Here is a 26,075-nt window from a genome sequence, read left to right as displayed (position 1 = left end):
TCCTACGTAACAGCAGGCGATCAGAAGTGCGCCTTCACCAGCAGGCTGAAGGTGTTTTGGTCGGTTGGGCCGACGACGTTCTCGCTCAGAGGCCCGCCGTCCTCGATGCCGTATTTGTTGGCCCAGTAGTCGTACTCGATACCCACGTAGAGCTTGCCGGGTTCACCGTCCATCGCCTTGCCCAGGTCGTATTTGATCTGCGGGTTGATGTGCAGGTGTTTCGAGACGAAATCGCCGCGGCTCTCGGAGCCGGCATCGTTGACTACCCAGTCGATGTAGCCGTCAAACAGGATATCGGACTTACCGACCGGAATGGTCATCGCCCAAGTCGGGGTGATCTGCCACTGGCCGCCGGGGTTGCCGGTAATGCCGTCGGGCTTGCGGTAATAGACATTGACATTGAAACGATCGAAACCAGGAACAGACAGGTCGACGGCCGGCCCGAGCAGGTAGTTACGGTTGCGGTCCTCGCCGCGCTCGTAGGTAGCGGCAATCAGAACGTCCTTGATCGGGCCGAAGGACATATCCTGACCGGTCATCTTGCCCAGCGATAGGCGTGGGCTGAATTCGCCGTAGTAGGTATGTCCATCACCGCCACTGACGCCGTTGTACCAGATGTTGTCGACGAACAGGAACATGTCGCCCCAACTCCAGCCGCTGGCATGCTCGAACGTGATCGTCTGCTGGATCGGTGGGTTGACCTTGAAATCCTTGCCGTACAGGTACGTCAGGCTGTTGTTCTGCCAATGCATCTCGGCGAAGGCCGGAGCGGCAAGCAGGCTGCCGGCCAGCGCCAGCGAAAGAGGAGCGAGTTTGAAGTTCATGCGGAGTGCCCTTTGGTTTTGTTGTTGTGAATGCAGTGCTGCCAGGGCACTGTTGTGCCCTGGCGCAAGGGTGATCAGCCCGTTGGTGTCAGGTGCGCTGAGGTATCGTTGCTGGTGGCCTTCTTTGTGTCCTTGGAGTAATCCGGGATGTTGACTGCCAAGGTATTGGTGCCAACCGAATCCTCGATCAGGTTGTCGGGGTCATAGTCGTCCATTTCTTCCGGTTCGCGGGGCAGGAAGAAATTGAGCAGGATTGCGCTGAAGGCACCGATGGTGATCGGCGAGCCGAAGATATTCTTCAACACATCAGGCAAGTTGCTCAGCACATCCGGCACTGCGGCGACGCCCAGTCCGAGACCCAGTGAGACGGCGACGATGAGCATGTTGCGACGGTTCAGGCCCGCTTCGGCAAGGATCTTGATCCCAGCGATGGCGACGGTACCGAACATGATCAGCGTGGCGCCACCGAGTACCGGCTTGGGCATCAACTGCAGCACGCCACCAACCGCAGGAAACAATGCCAGCAGAATCAGGATGCCAGCGATGTACAGCCCTACATGGCGGCTGGCAACGCCGGTCAGCTGAATCACGCCGTTGTTCTGGCTGAATGTGGTCATCGGCAAGCTGTTGAAGGTGGCGGCCAACAGCGAGCTGCAGCCGTCACCGAGAATGCCGCCCTTGATTCGCTTCAAATAGAGCGGGCCCTTGACCGGCTGGCGCGAAATCATCGAGTTGGCGGTCAGGTCGCCGGCCGTCTCCAGTGGGGTGATCAAAAAGATGACCGCGATTGGGATGAACGCCATCCAGTCGAAGGCGAAGCCGAACCTAAACGGCTGCGGCACGCTGACCGCTGGAAGCGTGGCGAGGCTGGAAAAATCAACCATGCCCATCATCCAGGCGGCAAAGTAACCGACGGCCAGTGCCACGATCACTGCCGATAGCCGCAGCAGGGGGAAACCAAAACGGTTCAGCAAGATGATGGTGCCGAGTACCAGCCCGGCCAGCATCAGATTCGGTAGCGCACCGGGATTTTCAGCCCCGTACCCCCCAGCAATATCGGTCATCGAAACTTTAATCAGCGACAGACCCATCAGACTAATGATGGTGCCGGTAACCACCGGCGTGATGATTCTGCGCAGTCGATTTATGCATTGACTGACGGCGATTTCGACGAATGCTGCGCAGAAACCGACACCGAACAGAGTGGCCAGGATTTCTTCCGGGCTGCCACCGCGACCCTTGACGATGAAGCCCGCCGCTAGGATCACGCTGAGAAAGCCGAAACTGGTGCCTTGCAGGCAGAGCATGCCAGCGCCGACTGGGCCAATTCGTTTGGCTTGAATGAAGGTGCCGAGGCCGGACACGAACAGCGCCATGCTCACCAGATAGGGCACGTACTCGCCCAGGCCAAGCACGCTGCCGATGATCAGGGTTGGAGTGATGACGCCAACGAAACTGGCCAGCACGTGCTGGACGGCGGCGAAGGTGGCGGGAAGCGGACCCGGGCGATCCTCGAGTTGATAGATCAGGTCCTGGTTGGGAGCGTCACCGCTCCTGGATTCGGTTGCGGTCATGGTCAAGCCTGCCATTAGTTATTGTTCGGTCATGGGCTTTGGGGTTGCACGGACCCCGATCGCTGGTCGCAGAAAAGTTGTTTCGGCGGTCAGGATGAGTTGACTATAGCAACCTGTGAACATTAGGTTAAACAATTAATTTAACTATTGTGCACAATTGCGACGAGCGCGATCTGGAACGTGACTGATGCCGTATGGGTGGCTAGTGCGGCCGGGTTTAGCGCGTGGCGTGGTGTCCGGCAGGGTGGCAGTCGGCGGCGAGGTTTCGTTGATGGTTGAGGAGACGCGAAATAGGTATGGCGCCGCGTTCCGTCGCGGCGCCCTCACTATCGATCAGTGTTGAGTCGCACCGGTCAGCGCATTGCGCTCCGGCCCGCCGAGTACATTGAACAGCAGATTCAGCGTCACAGCGCTGATGGTGGCTACGGCGATTCCGCTGTGGGTGATGGGCTCCATCCAATGCGGCAGATGCGCGAAGAATTCGGGGCGAACCACCGGCACCATGCCTAGACCGATGCTCACCGCGACCAATAGCTGGTTGCGATGGTCACCGATATCGGCTTCCTGCAGGATCTTGATGCCCGTGGCTGCGACCATGCCGAACATGGCGATGCCTGCACCGCCCAATACCGCTGCGGGAATCGAGGCTACCATGAACGCGGCCTTTGGCAGCAGGCTCAGGCTGATGAGGAAGAGTCCCGCAACCGCAGTCACGTAGCGGCTACGCACGCCGGTCATCTGCACCAGACCGATGTTCTGCGCGAAGGACGAATGCGTGAAGGTGTTCATGAAGCCGGCAAAGAAAGTTGCTCCGGCATCACACAGCAGACCGCGGCGCAGCTGCTTGGGGTCGACGTCCTGTCCCGTGATCTTGCCTAGCGCGAGGAACATGCCGGCTGACTCGACGAAGATAATCACCACCACCAGACACATAGACAGAATCGGCGCGAGGAGGAATTGCGGCGCGCCGAAGTGATTCGGCGTGACCACTTGGAACGCCGGCGCCGAGCTGATGCCCGACAAATCGACCATCCCCAGGCTGGCCGCCAGCACGTAACCCAGCGCCATGCCCACCAGTACCGAGACGTTGACCCAGAAGCCACGCATAAACTGATTGATCAGAAGAATCACGGTCAGCACCGCAGCTGCTACGCCGAGGTAGGGCAGGGCGCCGAATTGGCCAGTGGTGCTGCCGCCGCCGGCCCAGTTCACCGCCACGGGGAATAGCGATAGGCCAATGGCGGTGATCACCGTACCGGTCACCAGCGGCGGAAACAGGCGGACAATCTTGGAGACGAAAGGCGCGATCAGCAGTCCGAAGAAGCCGGCAGCGATGGTGGCGCCGAAGATACCTGTCATTCCTACGCCAGGCATGCCGGCCATGACAACCATGCTGCTGACCGCAGCGAAGCTGGCGCCCATCATTACCGGCATGCGAATGCCGACCGGACCGATCCCCATGGATTGAACGATCGTGGCAATGCCCGCCACCAGCAGATCGGCATTGATCAGGAAAGCGATCTCCTCACGAGAGAGACCGGCTGCCTGGCCGACAATCAGGGGCACGGCGACGGCCCCGCCATACATCAGCAGTACGTGCTGAAAACTCACCAGCAGCATCTGCAGCAAAGGCAGCTGCTTTTCTGTAACGGGCGCGGTTTCCCGCTGGGTTACATCGTTCATGCAAAACACCTCGGACGCTTTTGTTATTGGATGTCGCGTGGCCCCGCTGAACGTGCGAGGCCGATTTTCGAGCTGTGATTCTGGCAGGGCAGAACCCTGTTACGGCTATTCGTGAGTGAAGGGCTGGGAACAAAAAAAACCGCGCTCGAAAGCGCGGCTTGCGGACACGATCAGTTGATCGACGCGCCCTTGTCGATCCAGGCGCCGAGCAGGTCGCGCTCTTCCTGGGTCATGTTGGTCATGTTACCCAGCGGCATGATCTGGCTGGCGACGGTCTGCGCATGAATCTTCGCAGCCTGCAGTTTGATCTGCTCGGGCGTGTCGAACATGACCCCGGCGGGTGGCGCGCTGAATAGCGGGCTGCTCGGCTGGGCTGCGTGGCAAACGGTGCAGCGTTCGTCGATTACCTGCTTGACCTTGGCGAACTCGCTGTTGCCGGCCACGGTCTCGGCCTCGGCAGTACCGCTCTGTTGCGCCGACATGCTCGCTTGCTCCGGGGAGGTGGCGGCCAGGTTGGGTGCAGCGGGTTGACGATTCGGCGACAGCACGAAGGCCAGGCAAATCATGCCGACTGCCGCAGCAGGTAGTGCCCAGGCGAAGCGGTTGCTGTCGTGGCGGGTGTTGAAGTAATGGCGAGCCAGTACCGACAACGCGCCGAGTGCAGCCAGGATCAACCAGTTGTACTGGCTGCCGTAGGTGCTCGGGAAGTGGTTGCTGATCATAATGAACAGCACCGGCAGGGTGAAGTAGTTGTTGTGACGCGAGCGCAGCAGGCCTTTGGCCGGCAGCAGCGGGTCGGGCGTGCGGTTCTGCTCGATGGCGGCGACCAGCGCGCGCTGGGCCGGCATGATGATGCGGAACACGTTGCCGACCATGATGGTGCCGATCAGTGCACCGGTATGGATGTAGGCAGCGCGACCGCTGAAGATCTGCGAGTAGCCCCAGCACGCGGCGATCACCAGAACGAACAGGACGAGGCCGAGCAGCGCTGGCTTCTTGCCCAGCGGCGAGTCGCAAAGCAGGTCATAGATGAACCAGCCGACGATCAGCGAGCCGAAGCCGATGGCCACCGCTGTAGCAGGGGACATGCCGCTGCCAGGCAGGACCAGGTACAAACTGGGGTTGAGGTAGTAGACCACCATCAGCAGGGCGACGCCCGACAGCCAGGTGGTATAGGCCTCCCACTTGAACCAGTGCAGATTCTCCGGCATTTGCGGAGGCGCGAGTTTGTATTTTTCCAGGTGGTAAATACCACCGCCGTGGATCGCCCAAAGATCGCCGGACAGGCCATCTCGCGGGTTGGCACGGTTAAGGTTGTTTTCCAGCCAGACGAAGTAGAACGATGCACCGATCCAGGCGATGCCGACGATCATGTGAATCCAGCGAATACTCAGGTTCAGCCATTCGGTCAGATGTGCTTCCACGATAATTACCTCTTTGCACGGCTGGCGTACCAACCGATGTTTCTTCTTATTCGACTCGTCGCAGGTGTCTCGTTTGTTCTGAAAACGCATGTCCGGTGTCGGCTGTGCACGTCAGCCGCGCCGGGATGGCCCTCGGTAACAATCGGACGCTTACTCGGAGTCCCGGTGGGGGTCGAGGAGAACCAGCTCATCCTCAGTAAAAAAATGCTCGTCGCAGTTGTTGCCAGAACCGCTGCGATCGACCACCAGGAATTCATCCCGCTTTTCGATCGTCAGCACCGGGTGGTGCCAGACGCCGCGGTGGTAATTGACGCCCTGCCTGCCGTTGCTACGGAAGGCGCGGACGTGTCCCGGTACAGGTGCATCGCCAAGTGGCGCGACCACGACCAGAAAGGGGTTGCCGAGCAGCGGAATGAACGCCTGGCTGCCCAGCGGATGTCGTTCGAGCATGCGAATGGCCAGCGGCATCTCCAACGCATCGGCGGCGAAGATGCTGATGATGGCCTGATCTTCCGGCTGCGCGGTCTCTACCGACGCCAGCTTGTGATAGCGGCGGGTGGAACCGTTGTTGATCATGAAGTAGTCGCTGCCTTCGGTTTCGATCACATCACCGAAAGGGGCGAAGGCTTCCTTGGTCAACGGTTCGATCTTGAGTATGCGCATGGCTGGGTTACTCGTGTGTTCGTTGTTATTCGAGTGGGATGAGACTCTCACCCCGTCCCTCGGCGCATGGCAGAGGCTTGCTTCATTCTGTTGCTTGGCTACGCGGCGGCTTGCCGCGAAGCCAATGGTTTCGCCTCCGACGCTTTGCTCACATCGTCTGCAGACGGAACAGCGCGATCTTGTTGATCTCGCTCACTGCCCGGTCGAATTCCTGCTCCGGGGTGTTGTGCAGACGTTCCTCGAACGCCGCCAGGATCTGGTGCCGGTTGCTGCCCTTGACCGCCATGATGAAGATGAAACCGAACTTGTCCTTGTAGGCCTCGTTCAGCTCGGTGAAGCGTGCGAATTCCTCAGCGGTGCATTCATGGATGCCGGCGCCGGCCTGCTCCGAGGTGCTGGAGGCTGTCAGCTCGCCACGCACGGCGGCCTTGCCGGCCAGATCCGGGTGCGCGTTGATCAACGCCAGCTGCGTTTCACGCGGCGCGCTCAAGAGTATGTCGGCCATGCGTGCATGCAGCGTCTCGATGTCGTCGAGACTGGCATCGACTCCCTTGTCATAAGCCTGCTCGGCGACCCAGGGCGAGTGCTCGTAAATGTCGGCGAAGGCGGCAACGAACGCGTCGCGGTCGAGGCTGGAAGGCTGCAAAGTCTGAAAACGGCTCATGCGGCGGGTTCCTGTTTCAAAGGGTGAGTGGCGTGCCAGTGGCGTGCGATATCGACACGGCGGGCGAACCATACCTGCTCGTGACTCTTGGCGTACTCGACGAAGCGCTGCAGTGCGGCCAGACGTGCCGGGCGACCCAGCAGGCGACAGTGCATCCCGATGGACAGCATCTTGGGCGCGCCCTCGGTGCCTTCGGCATAGAGCACATCGAAGGCATCCTTCAGGTACTTGAAGAAGTCGTCGCCGGTGTTGAAGCCCTGCACCTGGGTGAAGCGCATGTCGTTGGTGTCCAGCGTGTAGGGGATCACCAGATGCGGCTTGTCCGGAGTGGATTCGGGGTCCCAGTAGGGCAGATCGTCGTCGTAGGTGTCGCAGTCATAGAGGAAACCGCCTTCCTCGCGTACCAGACGGCGTGTGTTCGGGCCGGTGCGGCCGGTGTACCAGCCCAGCGGACGTTCACCAGTGATATCGGTCAGGATGCGGATGGCCTCAAGCATATGCTCGCGCTCTTCGGCCTCGTCCATGTACTGATAGTCGACCCAGCGATAGCCGTGGCTGCAGATCTCGTGGCCATCGGCGACCATCGCCTTGATCACGTCCGGATGCCGTTGCGCGGCCATGGCCACGGCAAAAATGGTCAGCGGAATATCGTGCTTGCGGAATAGCTTGAGCAGGCGCCAAACACCGGCGCGGCTGCCGTATTCGTAGAGCGACTCCATGCTCATGTGACGCACGCCCTGAAACGGCTGGGCAGAAACCATCTCGGAGAGAAAGGCTTCAGACTCCTTGTCGCCATGCAATACGCAGCGCTCGCCGCCTTCTTCGTAATTGAGCACGAAGGAGAGGGCGATGCGGGCATTGCCCGGCCATTGCGGATGGGGTGGGTTTTCGGCGTAGCCGATAAGGTCACGAGGGTAGTCGGCGCTCACTTGTTATTCCTTATTTGAATACGGGTCGCCACCGTGAATTACTGTACGACCGCCATGGGTCAATTGTATACAAAACGTTTTGCAGTTTGTAAATCACCAATCCTAAATTTTCTCGCGTGTCGCTGGCGTCGTAGAGATTCCACGCTCTTTCATGAAGGTGCACGCTCTGGATAGCGCATCGGAGAGCGGCAGCGTGGCAGTCAGGATTGTAGCTCTATAAATTGTGTACAATTTTTATAGAAACTGTCTTTCAAAAACCTATGCGCATGCTATGCTCGAATCCAGTCCACACCAATCACAAGAGGAGGCGAGCATTAGCGGTTTTATCCGCGATGCCAGAATCTATGGGACGTTTGACTACTCACGTACTGGATGCCGCCCACGGCTGCCCTGGTAGCGACATCCGCATCGAACTCTATCGGGTCGAAGGCGAGCGCCTCGAGCTGATCACTACGCGCCAGACCAATGCTGATGGCCGTTGCGATTCACCACTGCTGGAAGGGGATGACTACCGTTCCGGTGTTTACCAACTGCAGTTCAGTGCCGGCGATTACTACCGTGGTCGCGGCGTACAACTGCCCGAGCAGGCATTTCTGGATGTCGTCGTGTTGCGCTTCGGCATCAGCGCCGAGCAGGATCATTACCACGTGCCGCTACTGATTTCTCCGTACAGCTACTCCACTTATCGCGGTAGCTGATCGGCTGACTGCCGCAACTACAGCGGCAGTACGCTCTCCCATGCGTAAAGCTTGACTCTCTGAGTCATCGACCCGCCTTGATGGCGGGTTTTTTTTGTCTTTGACGCTCAATGGCCGGCGTCTACCCAGGCCTCCCTTCGTTGCGAGTAAGCTCGCTCTACGAGAACCGAGGCACCATCTGCTTGTGGGTGCGAGCTTGCTCGCGAATCGGATGGCCGGTTGGAGTACAACCCTCATGCAGCTGAGTGATCTAGCGGCTGCTGAGTAACGATGTCGTTCCGGGACCACCGAACAGGGCGGCGCTGCTGCGGTTGATTCAGCGCGCGGCGCCGTGCGCGGCGAGGCTGTCCACCAGCAGCACAGCCCATGTCAGAATCATCATCAGGAGCTGCGGCACGAAGGGCCAGTCGGGGCTGAGAAACGGTAGCAGAAGGCTGCGAAGAACAAATCGTTTTTTGGGCTTGCTGCTTCCAGGCCAGACCCGCGAGAACACTGGCGAATATGTGGCCTGACGTCAGCTGCAAATGCTGAGCCCATCTTGCAACGCCGCGAATCCTACTAGCTCTGCCGGGCAATACAGACAAATGGAGCTTGAGCAGGCAGATCGAGCACTAACGAGCGTCGGCTAGCAGCGCTGCAGCTCATAGTTGAGGCTGTTACTGACATCGGCAGCCACAGCGGGCCGACCACCAACGCCGCGCTCGCGAACAATAACCAAGTTTCCAGACTCATTTCAGTCCTCCTTGACGGTGCTGCGTTACAGGCTTTCAGTGCTGGCGCCGATCATGTTTACGGTGCGGTTCGTATAAGTCATATGGATTGCTTGGCCGCTCGTTTTTTGAGGGCGTTCAGGTCTTCAAACGTAAAGAGCCCCACCGCCGAAACGATGGGGCCGCTCGATCCGCCAAGCTTAGAGGAAGGCGAACTTGGCGATGAAGATCACGCAGAGCACGTACAAGCTGATCGACACCTTGTCGCGCTGGCCGGTCAGCACCTTGAGCGTCGCGTAGGTCAGAAAGCCCAGCGCGATGCCGTTGGCGATGGAGAAAGTCAGCGGCATCATCACCACAGTGACGATAGCCGGAATGGTATCGGTGTGGTCCTTCCAGTCGATATGCGCCATCCCGCTCATCATCAGCATGGCGACATAGATCAGGGCGCCGGCAGTTGCATATGCGGGGATCATGGCCGCTAGCGGGGCGAAGAACATTGCGATCAGAAACAGCGCGCCAACGGTGACGGCTGTCAGGCCGGTACGCCCGCCCGCAGCGACACCCGACGCACTTTCAACGTAGCTGGTTACCGGCGGGCAGCCGACGAAGGCGCCAGCGACGCTGGAGGTGCTGTCCGCCTTCAGCGCGCGGGAGAGGTTCTGGATCTTGCCATCATCGTCGACGAGGTTGGCGCGATGCGCGACGCCCATCAGGGTGCCGGCGGTATCGAACATGTTCACGAAAAGGAACGCCAGAATCACACTGACCATCGCGACGTTCATGGCTCCGGCGATATCCATCGCCAGCCATGTCGGTGCAAGGCTGGGCGGCAACGACACGAGCCCGTTGTACTCGACCAGACCCATCGCCCAACCGATGCCGGTTACCGCCAGCATGCTTATAAGGATTGCACCGAAGACGTTGCGGTGGCTGAGCACGGCGATCAGCAGAAAGCACACGGCCGCAAGTAGCGCGGTGGGTTCACCAAACGAGCCCATGGTTAGCAGAGTTGCAGGGCTGTCGACGACGATACCGGCTGTCTTCAACCCGATCAGTCCCAGGAACAATCCGACCCCGGCGCCCATGGCGAAGCGCAGACTCATCGGAATGCTGTTGAGCAGCCACTCCCGCAGGCGAGACAGGCTCATGATCATGAACAGAATGCCAGACAGGAACACCGCGCCCAGCGCAATTTCCCAGCTGTAGCCCATTTCCCCAACCACCGTATAGGTGAAGAAGGCGTTCAAGCCCATGCCGGGCGCAAGGCCCACCGGCCAGTTCGCGTATAGGCCCATCAGGAGGCAGCCGAGCGCTGCACCAATGCAGGTCGCGACGAACGCGGCACCGTGGTCGATGCCGGCGTCGGCCATGATGTTTGGGTTGACGAATATGATGTAAGCCATGGTGACGAAGGTCGTCAGGCCTGCGAGCAGCTCAGTTTTGACACTGGTACGGTGCGCGCTGAGTTTGAAGAATCGATCGAGCCAGCCGGGATTGTTCGGTTGCAGCGTGACGGTCTGCTGTTCCTGCTTGGTGGTGTCCACAAGGTGTTCCTCATCGTTCTTGTTGTCTATCACCCAGAGCGCGGTACTCTCGAGGGCAGGTGATGGTTAGGCTCGTCCTGTTCGGTTTTCTGACCGAAAGGTCAGGAAGGCTTGACGCGATTATGCTTTTGTATACAAGAATTGCAACTCGATTTGCGTAAATTCAGTCTTTAAATTGTCACGCAGGGCTTTTCCACAGCGTGCAGCGGCGGCGGTACAGCCAAGGTGCCTCGAAGATGCAGTGGGTTTCTTATTGATTGTGCACAATAAACCGCTTTTTATTTCCCTGTTTGACCATCTACTACTGCCAGCGATGACCCTAAGGCAGTAAAGTTCGGTCTGCCGATATTTCCGACGCGAGTCACCATGAACGAACAGCTGCAGCCTCTAAAAAAGCCGACACGAAACGGCAAGGCCCGGACCGGAACCCAAGACGACATCGTTTACGCTCACATCTTCGACGCTATCCTCGAGCAACGACTGGCCCCAGGTACCAAGCTCAGCGAAGAAGCGCTGGGGGAGATTTTTGGCGTGAGTCGCACCATCATCCGGCGTGCGCTATCGCGGCTGGCTCATGAAGGAGTTGTGCTGCTACGCCCAAACCGTGGTGCGGTGGTCGCTAGTCCGAGCGTCGATGAGGCTCGGCAGATATTCTTTGCGCGGCGTATGGTGGAGCGGGCAATCACTGAGCTCGCAGTGCAGCATGCCACTAGCGAGCAGCTCGCCGAATTGCGGCAGATGGTAATCGATGAGCAGGAATGCTTCGCCCGTGGTGATCGTGGCGCCGGTATTCGGCTTTCGGGCGAGTTCCACCTGAAGCTGGCCGAGGCGGCGAAGAACGCCCCGCTGGTGAGCTTCCAGCGCAGCCTGGTATCCCAGACCTCGCTGATCATCGCCCAGTACGAAAGCGGTAACCGCTCGCATTGCTCGTATGACGAGCACAACCAACTGATCGACGCCATCGCCGCGCGCGACAGCGAGAAAGCGGTGAGCCTGATGCTGCACCACATGGATCACATCGATAGCAAGCTCAACCTCGACGAAGACAGCGCCTCGGATGACTTGCATGCAGTGTTTTCGCACATTTTAGGAAAGGCCGGTAAAGCCGCGAAAAAGCGCTGAACCAGTTTCACAGTGCTGCCGTCGTACATACCTAGGGTGGGCTTTAGCCCTTGGTGGGCTGAAGCGGAGTGCCGCCCAGCCCGCTCTACATCCTGGGCAGGCGGGGAAAGTCGGAAAAGACGCTGAGGCTGGAGCGGCTTGTTCGAAGCCAAAGGTGCGCGGAGCGCATCGCCGTGCAGGGACTGCGCCCGGCGCATTTCGGCATGTAGGGTGGGCTTCAGCCCATCAAGGGCTAAGTGACGGTGGGCTAAAGCCCCTACGTATGTACGGCAACAGCCTCCCGCCCCCCAATCCTCAGCGCGTATATCGACTTTACGCTTTCTTATACACCGAGACGCCGGCGGCGTAGGTTTCCTTCACGGCGCGGTCATCACCAAGGATCATTAGGGCGAAGAGCCGCTCTTCCAGGCTGCGCGCCTGATTCAAGCGGTACTCGATTAGCGGCGTGGCCTTGTAGTCCAGCACCACGAAGTCGGCTTCCTTGCCCGGTTGCAGGTTGCCGATCCGATCGTCCAGATAGAGCGCGCGGGCACCGCCCAGGGTTGCGAGGTAAAGCGACTTGAAAGGATCCAGTTTCTTCCCTTGCAGTTGCATCACCTTGTAGGCCTCGTTCAGCGACTGCAGCTGGGAGAAGCTAGTGCCGGCGCCGACGTCGGTACCCAGACCAACGCGCACACCAAAGCCTTCGACTTTCTCCAGATCGAACAGGCCGCTGCCCAGGAAAAGGTTGGAAGTGGGGCAGAAAGCCACCGCCGAGCCGGTTTCGCCGAGGCGCTTGCATTCGTCGTCGCACAGGTGCACGCCATGTGCGAACACCGAACGTGCGCCGATCAGGCCGTGATGGTCATAGACGTCCAGGTAACCCTTGCGCTCGGGGAACAGCTCGCGCACCCATTCGATCTCCTTGCGGTTCTCGGACAGGTGGGTATGCATGTACAGCTCCGGGTATTCCTTGAACAGCTTGCCGGCTAGCGCCAGTTGCTCCGGGGTGCTGGTCGGTGCGAAGCGCGGCGTGACCGCGTAATGCAGGCGCCCCTTGCCGTGCCAGCGTTCAATCAATTCCTTGCTGTCGGCGTAACCGGATTCGGCAGTGTCGGTGAGGTAGTCCGGCGCATTGCGGTCCATCAGCACCTTGCCGGCAACCATCCGCAGGTTGCGCTTCTCGCAGGCCTCGAAGAAGGCATCCACCGACTCCTTGTGCACGCTACCAAACACCAGCGCAGTGGTGGTGCCGTTGCGCAGCAGTTCGCCCAGGAAGATCTCTGCCACCTCACTGGCATGGGCCTTGTCGGCAAAGGCGCGCTCGGTTGGGAAGGTGTAGGTGTTGAGCCAGTCCAGCAGCTGTTCGCCATAGGAAGCGATCATGCCGGTCTGCGGGTAATGGATATGGGTGTCGATGAAGCCGGGGGTAATCAGCGCATCCTTGTACTCGATCACTTCTGTGCCGGCCGGAAGGGCAGGCAGCAGCTCGGCGGCATGGCCGATCTGCGTGACCTTGCCGTCCTCGATGACCAGCAGGCCGTCTTCGAAATATTCGTGGGACTGCTCGATGCCCACATCGCGTGGGTCGGCGAGGCTGTGGAGCAGGGCGGCACGGTAGGCTTTGGCTTGGGACATACTGATTCTCGGAAATCGTTTGTAAGGGGAAGTAGCGTGGGAGGCTCGCCTTCGGAGCGAAGCGTTCGCTCTGGCTGGCCAGCGGCCCGCTTCGCCGCAGGGCGCGCCTCCCACAAAAGAAGCGTGGCCGTTCGGTCAGCCGTTATTTGAGCGGCGCGAGGCGGGCACCAGCATTGGCACCGGTTTTTCGCCGTCCTGCGCTTTCTCACCGCTGTTCTCACCGAAATGGGCGTTGTATGTGGCGATTACCTCGCCGGCGATGGATACCGCGATCTCCACCGGCAGCTTGCCTTTCACCTCGGAGATGCCCATCGGGCAACGCATGCGCTGCACGGTTTCGGGTTGGAAACCACGGTCGCGCAGGCGGTGTTCGAACTTGGCGCGCTTGCTCTTCGAACCGATCAGACCGTAGTAGGTGAAATCATTGCGTTCGAGGATTGCCGCAGTCAGCTCCAAATCCAGCTGGTGATTGTGCGTCATGACGATGAAGTAGCTGCCGGCGGGCATGCTCTCCACCTCGTCGACTACCTCGTCGTTGACCACTTTTTCTACGCCGGCAGGGATATGCGCGGGGAATTCGCTCTCGCGCGAGTCGATCCAGCGCACCTTGCACGGCAGGCTGGCCAGCAGCGGCACCAGTGCGCGGCCGACGTGGCCAGCACCGAAAACCGCTATGTGCGCCTGCGGTTGACCCATGGGCTCGAACAACAGCACGGTCGCGCCGCCGCAGCATTGCCCCAGGCTGGCTCCGAGGGAAAAACGTTCGAGGCGGGTTTCACGCACGCGATTTTCAAGCATTTCGCGGGCGATCTTCTGTGCCTTGTACTCCAGATGGCCGCCGCCAATGGTGTCGTACAGCCGTTCGCGGCTGACGATCATCTTCGAGCCGGCATTACGCGGCGTCGAGCCGCGTTCCTCGATGATGGTCACCAGCACGCAGGGTTCGCCGCGCTGCTGTAGGTCGGCGAGAGCTTCGATCCAGACCGTGTTGCTCATGGTTCAGTCCTTCGGATAGCGCCGCGCAGCGCTTCTTCCGTTGTAGTGTTCTGGTGGGCCGAGCGGTGTTTCGCTTAGGCCCATCATTGACGTTCGCTCTTTTGGTGGGCTGAAGCCCACCCTACGATCCGACTCTGTTGTAGGGAGGGGTGGGCGGCGTTCCGCTTCAGCGGAACGCGCCTCGGCCCACCCTACGCCAGGCTTCCAGCCGGTCAGGCCAGTGTCGTTTCCGTCGTTGCAGCCGCAGTGGCGTTCTGCTTCAGCTTGCGCATCTGCTCGACGCCCCAGAGCACCCGCTCCGGCGTTGCCGGCGCATCGATCTTCGGCTGTGCCTTGTAGTCCGCTAGGCTGGCCACGGCGTCCTTGATCGCGCACCAGACCGAGATGCCGAGCATGAACGGCGGCTCGCCAACGGCCTTGGAATGAAACACCGTGTCTTCCGGGTTCTTGCGGTTTTCCACCAGCTTGACCCGCAGATCCAACGGCATGTCAGCCACCGCCGGCACCTTGTAACTGGCCGGGCCGCTGGTCATCAGCTTGCCCTTGTCGTTCCACACCAGTTCTTCCATGGTCAGCCAACCCATGCCCTGGACGAAGCCGCCTTCCACCTGGCCGATGTCGATTGCCGGGTTCAGCGAGGCGCCGACGTCGTGCAGGATGTCGCTGCGCAGCATGCGGTACTCACCGGTCAGGGTATCGACGATAACTTCCGAGCACGCGGCGCCGTAGGCGAAGTAGTAGAACGGCCGTCCACGTGCTTGGTCGCGGTCGTAAAAGATCTTCGGCGTGCGGTAGAAGCCTGTGGAGGACAGCGACACCTGCCCGAAGTAGGCCTGCTGGATCAGCTCCTCGAACGATATGAACTGGTCGCGGATGCGCACCTGGCCGTTCCTGAACTCGACATCTTCCTCGGTGACCTTGTAGTGCCGTGCTGCGAACTCGACCAGGCGCTGCTTGATGATCAGCGCAGCGTTTTGTGCGGCCTTGCCGTTGAGGTCGGCACCGCTGGAGGCAGCGGTCGGCGAGGTGTTGGGTACCTTATCGGTGTTGGTGGCGGTGATCTGGATGCGCTCGATATCGACCTGGAATACCTCGGCCACGACCTGCGCGACCTTGATGTTCAGGCCTTGGCCCATTTCGGTGCCGCCGTGGTTCAGATGGATGCTGCCATCGGTATAGATGTGCACCAGCGCGCCGGCCTGGTTGAGGAAGGTGGCGGTAAAGCTGATGCCGAATTTCACTGGCGTCAACGACAGACCTTTTTTCAGGACCGGACTCTTGGCATTGAACGCACGGATTTCCTCGCGTCGCTTGGCGTATTCGCTGCTTGCCTCAAGCTCGGCGGTCATCTCCTGGAGCATGTTGTGCTCGACGGTCTGGTAGTACGGCGTGACGTTGCGCTCGGTCTTGCCGTAGTAGTTGCGCTTGCGCACGTCCAGCGGGTCCTTGCCGAGGTGACGCGCGACGGCGTCCATGATCTCCTCGATGGCGACCATACCCTGTGGGCCGCCGAAGCCGCGGTAGGCAGTGTTGGAGGCCAGGTTGGTCTTGCAGCGATGACCGTGGATGGTCGCATCGCCCAGGTAATAGGCATTGTCCGAATGGAACATGGCGCGGTCGACGATGGAGCCCGACAGGTCCGGCGAATAGCCGCAGTTGCCGGCCAGGTCGATCTGGATGCCGTGCAACAAGCCATCTTCATCGAAGCCCACGTCGTATTCGACGTAGAAGGGGTGACGCTTGCCGGTCATGGTCATGTCTTCCATGCGCGGCAGGCGCATCTTGGTCGGACGGCCGGTGAGGTGGGCGATTACTGCGCACATGCACGCGGGGCCTGCGGCCTGGGTTTCCTTACCGCCGAAACCGCCGCCCATGCGGCGCATGTCGATGACGATCTTGTTCATCGATACGCCCAGCACTTCTGCCACCAGCTTCTGCACTTCGGTGGGGTTCTGCGTCGAGGTGTAGACGATCATGCCACCGTCTTCGGTGGGCATTACCGAGCTGATCTGGGTTTCCAGGTAGAAGTGTTCCTGGCCACCGATATGCAGCGTGCCCTGCAAGCGGCGCGGCGCGGTCGCTAGTGCGCTGGCGGAGTCGCCGCGCTTGTGGGTGTGGCTGTCGAGCACGAAATGCTTTTTGCGCAGTGCGTCGACTACATCGATCACCGGCTCCAGATCCTCATACTCGATGATCGCGGCCATGGCCGCCTTGCGGGCGGTTTCCAGGCTGTCGGCGGCTACGGCGATCACCGGCTGGCCAACGTACTCGACCTTGCCGTCCGCCAGCAGCGGGTCGCCAGCGACCACCGGGCCGATGTCCAGCTGTCCGGGCACGTCTTCGGCGGTGATGGCGATGGCCACGCCCGGAACCTGATAGCAGGGCGAGGTATCGATGCGGACGATGCGGGCGTGGGCGCGGTCACTCATGCGCGCATAGACGTGCAGCTGGTTGGGGAATTCCAGGCGGTCGTCGACATATACCGCTTCACCGGAAACGTGCTTGTCCGCGCTGTCATGCTTGACGCTCCGACCGACGCCGGTGACCAGGTCCTGCCTGAACAGGGCGGCGATTTCTTCCTGGGTCTTGGCAAGGTTGTGGTTAGACATAAGCGGTCACCCTCGTTTCGGTTTTCGGTGCGTGCTGTTCCAGGAAGCACTTGCGCAGCAGGTTCTGTGCAACCAGCAAGCGGTATTCGCGGCTGGCACGGAAGTCGGTCAGTGGCGTGAAGTCCTGGGCCAGAGCTTCGCAGGCGCGTTCGGCCGTTTCGATGGTGAAAGGCGCACCATTCAGCGCGGCCTCACAGGCAGCGGCCCGCTTCGGAATTGCCGCCATACCGCCGAAGGCGATCCGTGCGTCGGCGATCACGCCATTCTCGACACGCAGATCAAACGCTGCGCACACGGCAGAAATATCGTCGTCCAGTCGTTTGGACACCTTATAGGCGCGGAATATCTGCTCCGGCCGAGCGCGCGGGACGATGATCTTCTCGATGAATTCGCCTTGCTCGCGAGCGGTGACCTTGTAGTCGATGAAGTAATCCTGCAGCGGCAGGGTGCGGCTGTTACTGCCCTTGCGCAGTACAACCTGCGCGCCGAGGGCGATCAGCAGAGGCGGCGAGTCGCCGATGGGCGAGGCGTTGCCGATGTTGCCGCCCAGGGTGCCCTGGTTGCGGATCTGCAGGGAGGCGAAGCGATGGAGCAGCTCGCCGAAATCTGGGTATTCGCGGGCCAGCGCTTCGTAACAATCGGTCAGCGCGGCGGCGGCACCGATTTCGATGCTGTCGTCTGTGACTTCGACTTTCTTCATCTCGGCGATGTGGCCGACGTAGATCATCACCGGCAGTTCGCGGTGGAACTGGGTGACTTCCAGCGCCAGGTCGGTGCCGCCAGCCAGCAGGCGGGCGTCAGGGTTGGCGCTGTAGATCTCGGCCAGATCGCTCACTGTGAGCGGCGACAGGCAGCGCTTGTCGCCACTGTTCAGTTCGGCGGTTTCGCGAGGCTCGATGGCTTTCAGCTGGGCGATGGTTTCGGCTTCGCGCGCGTCGAACTGGTCCGGCTGCTTGCCGCGGCAGGCTTGTTCGGCCGCTTCGAGAATCGGACGATAGCCGGTACAGCGGCAGAGGTTGCCTGCCAGCGCTTCGTGGGTCTGGGCCGGATCGTATTCATTGACGGCACCTGACGCAGCCCGATTCTTCTGCAGGGCAAACAGGCTCATGACGAAGCCGGGGGTGCAGAAGCCGCATTGCGAACCGTGGCAGTCGACCATCGCCTGCTGGACGCTGTGCAGCTGGCCTTGATCCTTTAGGTCTTCGACGACGATCAGTTGCTTGCCATGCAAGGCGGAAACGAAGGTCAGGCAAGAGTTGAGCGTGCGATAGCGCAGCCGGTCGCCGTCCAGCTCGCCGACCACGACGGTGCAGGCGCCACAGTCACCGGACGCGCAGCCTTCTTTAGTACCGGACTTGCCGCGGTATTCGCGAAGGTATTCAAGTACGGTGGTATTCGGATCGAGTGTCTGCTCACGGCGCAGTTCTCGATTGAGTAGGAACTGGATCAAAGAGGGCCTCCGGGGATTTTTGTTCTGGGCTCTGGAGTGGAAATTAGCCTTATCTGACTCTCAGGTCAACAAATTCCTGACTCGAAAGTCAGCGTGTTTGACGAGCGAACTCCTCGCAGCAATGCGTATGCCGCTTTGTCTTGTCAGTCCATGCGTTGAGTGTGGCTCAGCCAGCCCGAGATTGCTGCTCGCCTCGACAGGCGCGATGTCTTGGCGGAACGGGTGCATGTGGTTCTGCCGCTCGTGTCTGACGATGAGCGGGCTGAGGATCGCGCCGTAATCTGAACCGTTACGGCGCGAGATGCCTCGCAGGGGACATCGCTCATGTGAGCGATGATCTATCGTTTAGCCTGCTATGAGTGCCCGCGCAGCCTGGCTATGGTCGGCAATCAGGCCGGCAACGTCGAGACCTTCTATCTGCCCATCGGTGACTCGCCATTGCCCGCCAACCATGACTCGGTCGGCCCGGTCGGCGCCACACAGGAGCAGTGCTGAGATCGGATCATGACTTCCGGAGAAGCGCAGCTCATCGAGCTTGAACATGGCCAGGTCGGCCTGCTTGCCGACGCTCAGCTCGCCGACATCAGTACGTCCAAGCAGGCGTGCCGAGCCGCGCGTTGCCCAGCCGAGCACACGCTCCGGCGTGATTTGCTCCGCACCATAGCGCAGGCGCTGGATATACAGCGCCTGACGGGCTTCGAGAATCATGTTGGAGGCGTCGTTCGATGCAGAGCCATCCACGCCGAGGCCGATGATTGCGCCGGCAGCTTCAAGCGCAACGGTTGGGCAGATACCTGACGCCAGTCGCATGTTCGAGCTCGGACAGTGGCAGATCCCCACGCCCGCCTTTCCGAGACGTTCGATTTCTTCATCATTGAAATGGATGCCGTGCGCCAGCCAGGTGCGCTCGGACAACCAGCCGACACTGTCCAGATAATCCACGGTGCGCAAGCCGAAGCGCTGCAAGCAGAAGTCTTCCTCGTCGAGAGTCTCCGCCAGGTGTGTATGCAGGCGGACGTCGTGTTTTTCTGCCAAAGCGGCACTGGCACGCATGATTTCCGGAGTGACTGAAAACGGCGAGCAGGGCGCGAGTGCGATCTGGATCTGCGCACCATCGCCACGCTCGTGGTAACGGCTGATCAAACGCTCACTGTCGGCAAGGATCGCTTCAGCCGTTTGCACGGTGTGCTGCGGGGGCAGGCCTCCGTCGGCTTCTCCCAGACTCATGGAGCCCCGCGTCAGCATGGCGCGCATTCCCAGCTCGCGGACAGCCTCAATCTGAACGTCGATGGCATTCTCCAGGCCATCCGGGAACAGGTAGTGATGGTCGGCAGCGGTGGTGCAACCGGACAAAAGAAGCTCCGCCAGTGCAACCTTACTGGCAAGCGCGAGGCGGTCCGGTGTCAGTCGTGCCCAGACCGGATACAAGGTCTTCAGCCAGGGGAACAGCGGCTGATTGACCACCGGACCCCAGGCGCGGGTAAGCGTCTGATAGAAGTGATGATGGGTGTTAATCAGCCCCGGCAGCACGACGTGTTCACGCGCATCGAAGGTGCTGTCTACAGGCATGGAGGGCGATTGCCCGGCGTCGAGCATTTCGACAATGACGCCCTTGTCGATGACGAGACCACCAGCGGCTTTCTGCTCGTTGGCGGTAAAGAGGGCGAGGGGATTTTTGATCCAGATACGGCTGGCAGTCATGGCCGGCGTCTCCTGAGTTAGGTTCAGAATTGCCAGCTCAGTTTTGCCCTGTCTGCTGATCCAGGTGCGCACCAGGTTGGGCGCGAGACGTACGATAGTGGCTTGCCGGGAACTTGTCACCCCTCTAAGCGGCGACGCTGCCCTGCGGTAGGGCGCTGACGAGGCGCTGTAGACCCATGCAAGCAGCCTTGCCAGCGCGAATCGATACCCAACAAATAAAAAAGCCGGGCATGGCCCGGCTCCTTCTGTACCAGACCGTTAACCGCCCAGGTAGGCGTCGCGCACCTTGGGGTTGCTCAGCAGCTCTTCACCGCTTCCCTGCATGACGATGCGGCCGTTTTCAAGTACGTAACCACGGTCGGCCAATTTGAGCGCCTGGTTGGCGTTCTGTTCGACCAGAAAGATGGTTACACCGTCTTCACGCAACTGCTCGATGATCTCGAAGATCTGCTGAATGATGATCGGTGCCAGACCCAGCGACGGTTCATCGAGAAGCAGCAGCTTGGGTTTGCTCATAAGAGCCCGGGCGATGGCAAGCATTTGCTGCTCACCACCAGACATGGTGCCGCCACGTTGCTGAAAGCGCTCTTTGAGCCGTGGGAACAGCAAAAGCACTTTGTCCAGCTGCTCCTGGAAGTCCGCCTTGTTGGTGAAGAAGCCACCCATGGCAAGGTTTTCTTCCACAGTCAGGCGGGCAAAGATGCGCCGCCCTTCAGGCACCACCGCGATGTCTCTGCGCATGATGTCGCAGGTCTGCAGGCCGACTAACTCATCCCCTTCGAAGCGGATGCTGCCCGACGAGGCTTGCGGCGTACCGCATAGCGTCATCAGCAAGGTCGATTTACCAGCGCCGTTAGCGCCGATCAACGTGACGATTTCACCCTTGCGGACCTCGACGTCAACGTTGTGCAGTGCCTGGATCTTGCCGTAGAAAGTCGAGACGTTTTCGAAATACAGCATGGTTACGCCTCTCCCAGATAAGCTTTGATCACGTCCGGATTGTCGCGAATCTGCTCTGGCGTGCCATCGGCCAGCGGACAGCCCTGATTGATCACGACGATATGGTCGGAAATGCTCATGACCAGCTTCATGTCGTGTTCGATGAGCAGGACCGTGGCGTCGTGCGTGTCGCGCAGCATGCCGATTAGCGCCTTGAGGTCTTCGGTTTCTTTTGGGTTGAGGCCGGCCGCAGGTTCGTCGAGCATGAGGATCCGCGGACGCGTCATCATGCAGCGGGCGATCTCGAGGCGGCGTTGCTGACCATAGGCCAAGGTGCCAGCCGGACGGTTGGCGATATCGGTCAGGTTCACCTGCTCGAGCCAGTGCGCGGCGAAATCCATCGCTTCGCGTTCGCTTTGACGGAACGCCTTGGTTTTCAACAGACCGGATATGAATCCGGTATTGAGATGCCGGTGCTGGGCAACCAACAGATTTTCGATGGCGGTCATGTCCTTGAACAGGCGCACGTTCTGGAACGTCCGGACCACGCCCTTGCGGGCGATTTTGTGGCCCGGCAGTCCGTGGATCGCCTCGCCATCGAGAAGAATTTCGCCTGATGTCGGCTGGTAAAAGCCAGTCAGGCAGTTGAATACGGTGGTTTTGCCGGCGCCGTTAGGACCGATCATCGACACCACCTGCTTTTCCTGTACGGACAGGCCCACCCCGTTGACGGCCAGCAGGCCGCCGAAACGCATGGTCAAGCCGCGTACTTCAAGAATCGTGCGGCTCATCGCTTCAGCTCCAGGTGTGGACGTTGCATGGGTAGCAGGCCCTGCGGACGCCAGATCATCATCAGCACCATCATGGCGCCGAACATCAGCATGCGGTACTCACTGAATTCACGCATCAGCTCGGGCAGCAGGATCATCACAATGGCGGCGAGAATTACGCCCAGCTGCGAGCCCATGCCGCCGAGTACTACGATGGCGAGGATGATGGCCGACTCGATGAAGGTGAACGATTCCGGCGAAACCAGGCCCTGGCGAGCGGCGAAGAAGCTGCCGGCAAAACCGGCGAAGGTCGCACCGATGGTGAAGGCCGAGAGCTTGATCACCGTTGGGTTCATCCCCAGCGCGCGACAGGCGATTTCGTCCTCGCGTAGTGCTTCCCAAGCCCGGCCAATGGGCATGCGCAACAGCCGATTGATCACGAACAGCGTCAGCAGGACCAGCAGCAGGGCGATCAGATAGAGGAAGATCACCTTGTTGATCGAAGCGTAATCCACCCCGAAGAACTCGTGAAAAGTTTGCATACCCTCGGCGGCGCGCCGGTCGAACGACAGGCCGAACAGCGTCGGCTTGTCGATGCCGCTGATACCGTTTGGTCCACCGGTAAGCTCGGTCATGTTGCGCAGCAACAGCCGGATGATCTCACCGAAGCCCAGGGTCACGATGGCCAGGTAATCGCCCCGCAGCCGCAGCACCGGAAAGCCCAGCAGAAAACCGAACAACGCCGCCATGGCACCGGCGATCGGCAGGCTGAGCCAGAACCCGAAGCCGTAGTAGTGCGAGAGCAGCGCGTAGGTGTAGGCACCGACGGCATAGAACCCGACATAACCCAGATCGAGCAGACCGGCCAGACCCACCACGATGTTCAGGCCCAGGCCGAGCATCACGTAGATCAGGATCAGCGTTGCGATATCCACCGCACCGCGCGAGCCAAAGAATGGCCAAGCGAGCGCCACCAGCACCAGGCCGATGATGATGTAACGCTGAGTCGAGGGCAGGGTAAAGAAGTTGCCGGCGCCGGCGGGTATGGTCGGCAGGCTGGGGCTGGCCGCCCAGCCCGCTGCCAGGCGGGTGCGAACCAGCTGCCAGAAAAACATGGCCACGGCGCAGGCGGCGATGATCCAGAAGGTGGACGCTTCGGCTCCATGGACCTCGACCTTGATGCCCACCGTGGTGAGCTTCAGGCCGAATACCGGCACCGCGACGGCGATGACCAGCAGGGCACTGAAAAAGGCAGTACGCAGATGCAGAGTCATACCTTTTCCACCTCCGGACGACCAAGAATGCCGGTGGGGCGGAACAGCAGGACCAGGATCAGCAGGGTGAAGGCCACCACGTCCTTGTACTGGTCGCCGAAGATATCGGCGCCGAAGGCCTCGGCCACTCCCAGTACCAGGCCGCCGAGCATGGCGCCGGGGATGCTGCCGATGCCGCCAAGTACCGCGGCGGTGAACGCCTTGATGCCGGCCAGGAAGCCGATATGCGGATTGATCACTCCGTACTGCATGCTGATCAGTACGGCTGCGACCGCCGCTAGCGCTGCGCCGATGACGAAGGTCAGGGCAATAATGCTGTTGGTGTTGATACCCAGCAGGTTGGCCATTTTCAGGTCTTCGGCACAGGCGCGGCAGGCGCGACCCAGACGCGAGCGTGAAATGAACAGCGTCAGGCCCAGCATGGCGAGGATAGTGACCACGAAGATCAATATCTGCATGTAGGAAATGACCACACCGTTCATGGCACTTTCACCGAAGATGAAATTGCCAGGCATCAGGTTAGGAATCGCCTTGTCCTTCGAATCCTGGGACAGCAGGACGACGTTCTGCAGGAAGATCGACATGCCTATCGCGGAAATCAGCGGGATCAGACGGTTGCTGCCTCGCAGTGGCCGGTAGGCGACTCGCTCTATGCTGTAACCGTAAGCGCTGGTGACGATCATGGCGGCGGCGAATGCACCGATCATCAGAATCGGTAGCGCATCGAGCCCCATCATCGTAAGCCCGACGATAGCGATGAAGGTCACGTAGGAGCCGATCATGTACACCTCGCCGTGGGCGAAGTTGATCATGCCGATGATGCCGTAGACCATGGTGTAACCAATGGCTATCAAGGCATAAGTGCTGCCAACGGTCAGGCCGTTGATCAGCTGTTGGAAGTAGTGGTAAAGCTCAGGCATTACATTCTCCTGAACATCCTGCGTCCGTGCTCGCTACCAATGCAGGCCTGCTTCGAACACGCTGCATGGAGAATGCAGCGCCAAGGGCTCAGTGCGGATCACGCACCTACCTGTTCGACGCGGGCCAGCTCTGCAGGCTGCTCGCTTGGTTAAGGATGTTGCTGGGGCGGCCCTGTGCTTGTGGCCGAGTCAGCCCCGATCAGCTAAAACAAAGCCCACAGCGGGTGCCGTGGGCTTCGGTTGGTGGTTACTGGCTCACTTGGCTTCGGTCTTGGTGCCGTCCTGGTGCCATTCGTAAACCACGAAGTTGAAGTCCTTGAGGTCTCCCTTCTCGTCGAATGAGAGGTTGCCGGTCGGAGTATCGAAGGTGTTGCTGCGCAGCGCTTCGGCCACCTTGTCGGTGTCGGTGCTGCCAGCTTTCTCGATACCCTCGGCAATAACCTGGACTGCGGCGTAAGCGGGGAACACGAACGGGCCGCTCGGGTCCTGCTTCTTGGCTTTGAAGGCTTCGACCAGTTCCTGGTTGCGAGGATCCTGATCGAAGGATTTCGGCAGAGTGACCAGCATGCCTTCGGAGGCTGCACCGGCAATAGCGGAAATTTCCGAGTTGCCGACGCCTTCTGGCCCCATGTAGCGCACGTTCAAGCCCTTTTCCTTGGACTGACGTAGCAGCAGACCCAGCTCTGGGTGATAGCCGCCGTAATAGACGAAGTCGACACCGGCCTGCTTGAGCTTGGAGATCATCGAAGAGAAATCCTTGTCGCCGGCGTTGATGCCTTCGAACACGCTGACCTTGACGCCTTTTTCTTCCAGGGTCTGCTTGACTGCCGTGGCGATGCCCTCGCCGTACTGCTGCTTGTCGTGAATGACGGCGACGTTCTGCGGCTTGACATTGTCAGCGATGAAGTTGCCAGCGGTCGGGCCCTGCAGGCTGTCCAGGCCGATGGTGCGGAAGATCAGTTCGTAACCGCGCGAGGTGATGTCCGGGCTGGTCGAGGCCGCGGTAATCATCAGAATGCCTTCGTCTTCGTAAATGTCCGAGGCCGGCTGGGTCGAGCTGGAGCACAGGTGACCAACCACGAAACTGATTTCGTCATTGACGATCTTGTTGGCCACCGCGACCGCCTGCTTCGGGTCGCAGGCGTCGTCATACACGACGCCTTCCAGTTGTTGCCCGTTGACGCCGCCCTTCTTGTTGATCTGCTCGATGGCCATCTGGGCACCGATGAATTGCATGTCCCCGTACTGCGCGACGGCCCCCGTGACCGGACCGGCCAAACCGATCTTGATGGTGTCGGCGGCAAGCGTGTAGCTCGCGGCTCCCGTCAAAGCGATAGCCATGAAAAGTTTGGACAGACGCTGCTTGATCATTTTTATGCGCTCCACTTGCGTATTATTGTTTGAATCCTGCTGGCTGCAGTGTCGTTAAGGGGCAAACGTCCCCAAACGGTACGGCAACTGTACCGGCACAGTGTAGAAGCGTCAGCACCTATTTGCACAGTCAGGAATTCGAACTCGTTTGATGAGATTTACCCGGGCGCTATCATTGCGCCCTTTCGAATCGGGTGAGTCTCATGAGCGAAGTACCAAGCACTCTCTATGCCAAGCTGCTGGGCGAAACCGCGTCGATCTCGTGGCAGGAATTGCAGCCTTTTTTCGCTCGGGGCGCACTGCTGCGCGTCGCCAGCGACTTCGACCTGATCGAGGCCGCTCAGGCCGTGGCACAGGATGACCGGGAAAACGTGGCTGCGTGGCTGGCTTCAGGCCATATCGCCAAGCTCGAGGCCGGGCAAGCGCAGGACTGGTTGGAGCGTGACCCGTCACTATGGGCTGTGGTCGTTGCGCCCTGGGTGTTGGTGCAGGAAAGGGCGGCGAGACCCAGCCTGCACTGATCCGGAGCCTGTTTTCGCTTCGCTGGGAACACGCCGGAGCCCACTACAGCGACGGCTAGACGGCTAGAC

Annotated in this window: 21 protein-coding genes; 3 read left to right on the top strand and 18 right to left on the bottom strand. The window is 60.1% G+C overall.

From position 1 onward, the window contains the following. Positions 1 to 20: 20 nt before the first annotated feature. The 7 genes from NA647_RS14265 to puuE all read right to left on the bottom strand — a co-directional run bounded on the left by NA647_RS14265 (position 21) and on the right by puuE (position 7,761). Positions 21 to 824, bottom strand: coding sequence for an outer membrane protein OmpK (locus tag NA647_RS14265; protein WP_256058285.1), 804 nt, complete (start codon positions 822 to 824; stop codon positions 21 to 23). Between the two features lie 74 nt (positions 825 to 898). Continuing rightward, positions 899 to 2,398: a uracil-xanthine permease family protein gene (locus NA647_RS14260; protein ID WP_272889694.1), complete on the bottom strand. Its 1,500-nt coding sequence runs from the start codon at positions 2,396 to 2,398 to the stop codon at positions 899 to 901. 333 nt (positions 2,399 to 2,731) lie between these two features. Further along, positions 2,732 to 4,081: a nucleobase:cation symporter-2 family protein gene (locus tag NA647_RS14255; protein WP_256058283.1), complete on the bottom strand. Its 1,350-nt coding sequence runs from the start codon at positions 4,079 to 4,081 to the stop codon at positions 2,732 to 2,734. Between the two features lie 170 nt (positions 4,082 to 4,251). Then, a complete protein-coding gene (locus NA647_RS14250; protein WP_256058282.1) occupies positions 4,252 to 5,505 on the bottom strand; it encodes a urate hydroxylase PuuD in 1,254 nt (417 codons plus the stop codon). Between the two features lie 150 nt (positions 5,506 to 5,655). Further along, a complete protein-coding gene (locus NA647_RS14245) occupies positions 5,656 to 6,168 on the bottom strand; it encodes an ureidoglycolate lyase (protein WP_256058281.1) in 513 nt (170 codons plus the stop codon). Between the two features lie 148 nt (positions 6,169 to 6,316). Beyond that, positions 6,317 to 6,832 carry a 2-oxo-4-hydroxy-4-carboxy-5-ureidoimidazoline decarboxylase gene (uraD, locus tag NA647_RS14240; RefSeq protein WP_181101947.1) on the bottom strand — a complete coding sequence of 172 codons (516 nt, stop codon included), beginning with the start codon at positions 6,830 to 6,832 and terminating at the stop codon, positions 6,317 to 6,319. Next, complete coding sequence (gene puuE, locus NA647_RS14235; protein ID WP_256058280.1) at positions 6,829 to 7,761, bottom strand: allantoinase PuuE; 933 nt, start codon at positions 7,759 to 7,761, stop codon at positions 6,829 to 6,831. Before puuE ends, uraD begins: the two co-directional genes overlap by 4 nt. Before the next feature lie 344 nt (positions 7,762 to 8,105). Here puuE and uraH point away from each other — a divergent pair, with 344 nt between their 5' ends. Next, positions 8,106 to 8,459 (top strand): hydroxyisourate hydrolase, encoded by a 354-nt coding sequence (gene uraH, locus NA647_RS14230; protein WP_256058279.1) that lies wholly within the window; start codon positions 8,106 to 8,108, stop codon positions 8,457 to 8,459. Between the two features lie 910 nt (positions 8,460 to 9,369). Here the strand turns inward: uraH and NA647_RS14220 are convergent. Next, complete coding sequence (locus tag NA647_RS14220; RefSeq protein WP_256058278.1) at positions 9,370 to 10,716, bottom strand: NCS2 family permease; 1,347 nt, start codon at positions 10,714 to 10,716, stop codon at positions 9,370 to 9,372. A 366-nt stretch (positions 10,717 to 11,082) separates the two neighbouring features. Between NA647_RS14220 and NA647_RS14215 the strand changes: the two genes are divergently transcribed. Continuing rightward, complete coding sequence (locus tag NA647_RS14215) at positions 11,083 to 11,838, top strand: GntR family transcriptional regulator (RefSeq protein WP_256058277.1); 756 nt, start codon at positions 11,083 to 11,085, stop codon at positions 11,836 to 11,838. A gap of 312 nt (positions 11,839 to 12,150) precedes the next feature. On the opposite strand, the gene guaD is transcribed toward NA647_RS14215, so the two are convergent. The 10 genes from guaD to NA647_RS14165 all read right to left on the bottom strand — a co-directional run bounded on the left by guaD (position 12,151) and on the right by NA647_RS14165 (position 25,485). Beyond that, on the bottom strand, positions 12,151 to 13,455 hold the full coding sequence (gene guaD, locus NA647_RS14210; protein ID WP_256058276.1) for a guanine deaminase: 1,305 nt from the start codon (positions 13,453 to 13,455) through the stop codon (positions 12,151 to 12,153). A 135-nt stretch (positions 13,456 to 13,590) separates the two neighbouring features. Beyond that, on the bottom strand, positions 13,591 to 14,451 hold the full coding sequence (gene xdhC, locus NA647_RS14205) for a xanthine dehydrogenase accessory protein XdhC (protein WP_256058275.1): 861 nt from the start codon (positions 14,449 to 14,451) through the stop codon (positions 13,591 to 13,593). Positions 14,452 to 14,663: 212 nt separating this feature from the next. Then, positions 14,664 to 17,060, bottom strand: a complete 2,397-nt coding sequence (xdhB, locus tag NA647_RS14200; protein WP_256058273.1) for a xanthine dehydrogenase molybdopterin binding subunit — start codon at positions 17,058 to 17,060, stop codon at positions 14,664 to 14,666. Then, positions 17,053 to 18,510 carry a xanthine dehydrogenase small subunit gene (gene xdhA, locus NA647_RS14195; protein WP_256058272.1) on the bottom strand — a complete coding sequence of 486 codons (1,458 nt, stop codon included), beginning with the start codon at positions 18,508 to 18,510 and terminating at the stop codon, positions 17,053 to 17,055. Before xdhA ends, xdhB begins: the two co-directional genes overlap by 8 nt. 345 nt (positions 18,511 to 18,855) lie before the next feature. After that, positions 18,856 to 20,211, bottom strand: a complete 1,356-nt coding sequence (locus NA647_RS14190) for an 8-oxoguanine deaminase (protein WP_256058271.1) — start codon at positions 20,209 to 20,211, stop codon at positions 18,856 to 18,858. A gap of 258 nt (positions 20,212 to 20,469) precedes the next feature. Then, entirely contained in the window at positions 20,470 to 21,171 is a 702-nt protein-coding gene (locus tag NA647_RS14185; protein ID WP_256058270.1) for an ABC transporter ATP-binding protein, read from the bottom strand. 2 nt (positions 21,172 to 21,173) lie between these two features. Next, positions 21,174 to 21,941, bottom strand: coding sequence for a high-affinity branched-chain amino acid ABC transporter ATP-binding protein LivG (livG, locus tag NA647_RS14180; RefSeq protein ID WP_256058269.1), 768 nt, complete (start codon positions 21,939 to 21,941; stop codon positions 21,174 to 21,176). Beyond that, the gene (locus NA647_RS14175) at positions 21,938 to 23,194 is read right to left on the bottom strand and encodes a high-affinity branched-chain amino acid ABC transporter permease LivM (RefSeq protein WP_256049059.1); all 1,257 of its coding nucleotides are present in this window, start codon (positions 23,192 to 23,194) and stop codon (positions 21,938 to 21,940) included. The genes livG and NA647_RS14175 overlap by 4 nt, the downstream gene beginning before the upstream one ends. After that, the gene (gene livH, locus NA647_RS14170; protein ID WP_256049060.1) at positions 23,191 to 24,114 is read right to left on the bottom strand and encodes a high-affinity branched-chain amino acid ABC transporter permease LivH; all 924 of its coding nucleotides are present in this window, start codon (positions 24,112 to 24,114) and stop codon (positions 23,191 to 23,193) included. The genes NA647_RS14175 and livH overlap by 4 nt, the downstream gene beginning before the upstream one ends. A gap of 255 nt (positions 24,115 to 24,369) precedes the next feature. After that, positions 24,370 to 25,485 carry a branched-chain amino acid ABC transporter substrate-binding protein gene (locus NA647_RS14165; RefSeq protein WP_256058268.1) on the bottom strand — a complete coding sequence of 372 codons (1,116 nt, stop codon included), beginning with the start codon at positions 25,483 to 25,485 and terminating at the stop codon, positions 24,370 to 24,372. Positions 25,486 to 25,688: 203 nt separating this feature from the next. Here NA647_RS14165 and NA647_RS14160 point away from each other — a divergent pair, with 203 nt between their 5' ends. Next, positions 25,689 to 26,006, top strand: coding sequence for a DUF2288 domain-containing protein (locus tag NA647_RS14160; protein ID WP_256058267.1), 318 nt, complete (start codon positions 25,689 to 25,691; stop codon positions 26,004 to 26,006). Positions 26,007 to 26,075: the final 69 nt, after the last annotated feature.

The organism is Stutzerimonas stutzeri, assembly GCF_024448985.1.
Classification (GTDB): Bacteria; Pseudomonadota; Gammaproteobacteria; order Pseudomonadales; family Pseudomonadaceae; genus Stutzerimonas; species Stutzerimonas stutzeri_AP.
This window is presented reverse-complemented; position numbering and strand designations above follow the sequence as displayed.

What these genes read in the sequence shown, in the direction of transcription:
- NA647_RS14265 (WP_256058285.1), bottom strand. Translation starts at nt 824, where the DNA reads ATGAACTTCAAACTCGCTCCTCTTTCGCTGGCGCTGGCCGGCAGCCTG.
- NA647_RS14260 (WP_272889694.1), bottom strand. Translation starts at nt 2,398, where the DNA reads ATGACCGCAACCGAATCCAGGAGCGGTGACGCTCCCAACCAGGACCTG.
- NA647_RS14255 (WP_256058283.1), bottom strand. Translation starts at nt 4,081, where the DNA reads ATGAACGATGTAACCCAGCGGGAAACCGCGCCCGTTACAGAAAAGCAG.
- NA647_RS14245 (WP_256058281.1), bottom strand. Translation starts at nt 6,168, where the DNA reads ATGCGCATACTCAAGATCGAACCGTTGACCAAGGAAGCCTTCGCCCCT.
- uraD (WP_181101947.1), bottom strand. Translation starts at nt 6,832, where the DNA reads ATGAGCCGTTTTCAGACTTTGCAGCCTTCCAGCCTCGACCGCGACGCG.
- uraH (WP_256058279.1), top strand. Translation starts at nt 8,106, where the DNA reads ATGGGACGTTTGACTACTCACGTACTGGATGCCGCCCACGGCTGCCCT.
- NA647_RS14215 (WP_256058277.1), top strand. Translation starts at nt 11,083, where the DNA reads ATGAACGAACAGCTGCAGCCTCTAAAAAAGCCGACACGAAACGGCAAG.
- guaD (WP_256058276.1), bottom strand. Translation starts at nt 13,455, where the DNA reads ATGTCCCAAGCCAAAGCCTACCGTGCCGCCCTGCTCCACAGCCTCGCC.
- xdhC (WP_256058275.1), bottom strand. Translation starts at nt 14,451, where the DNA reads ATGAGCAACACGGTCTGGATCGAAGCTCTCGCCGACCTACAGCAGCGC.
- xdhB (WP_256058273.1), bottom strand. Translation starts at nt 17,060, where the DNA reads ATGTCTAACCACAACCTTGCCAAGACCCAGGAAGAAATCGCCGCCCTG.
- NA647_RS14190 (WP_256058271.1), bottom strand. Translation starts at nt 20,211, where the DNA reads ATGACTGCCAGCCGTATCTGGATCAAAAATCCCCTCGCCCTCTTTACC.
- NA647_RS14185 (WP_256058270.1), bottom strand. Translation starts at nt 21,171, where the DNA reads ATGCTGTATTTCGAAAACGTCTCGACTTTCTACGGCAAGATCCAGGCA.
- livG (WP_256058269.1), bottom strand. Translation starts at nt 21,941, where the DNA reads ATGAGCCGCACGATTCTTGAAGTACGCGGCTTGACCATGCGTTTCGGC.
- NA647_RS14175 (WP_256049059.1), bottom strand. Translation starts at nt 23,194, where the DNA reads ATGACTCTGCATCTGCGTACTGCCTTTTTCAGTGCCCTGCTGGTCATC.
- livH (WP_256049060.1), bottom strand. Translation starts at nt 24,114, where the DNA reads ATGCCTGAGCTTTACCACTACTTCCAACAGCTGATCAACGGCCTGACC.
- NA647_RS14165 (WP_256058268.1), bottom strand. Translation starts at nt 25,485, where the DNA reads ATGATCAAGCAGCGTCTGTCCAAACTTTTCATGGCTATCGCTTTGACG.
- NA647_RS14160 (WP_256058267.1), top strand. Translation starts at nt 25,689, where the DNA reads ATGAGCGAAGTACCAAGCACTCTCTATGCCAAGCTGCTGGGCGAAACC.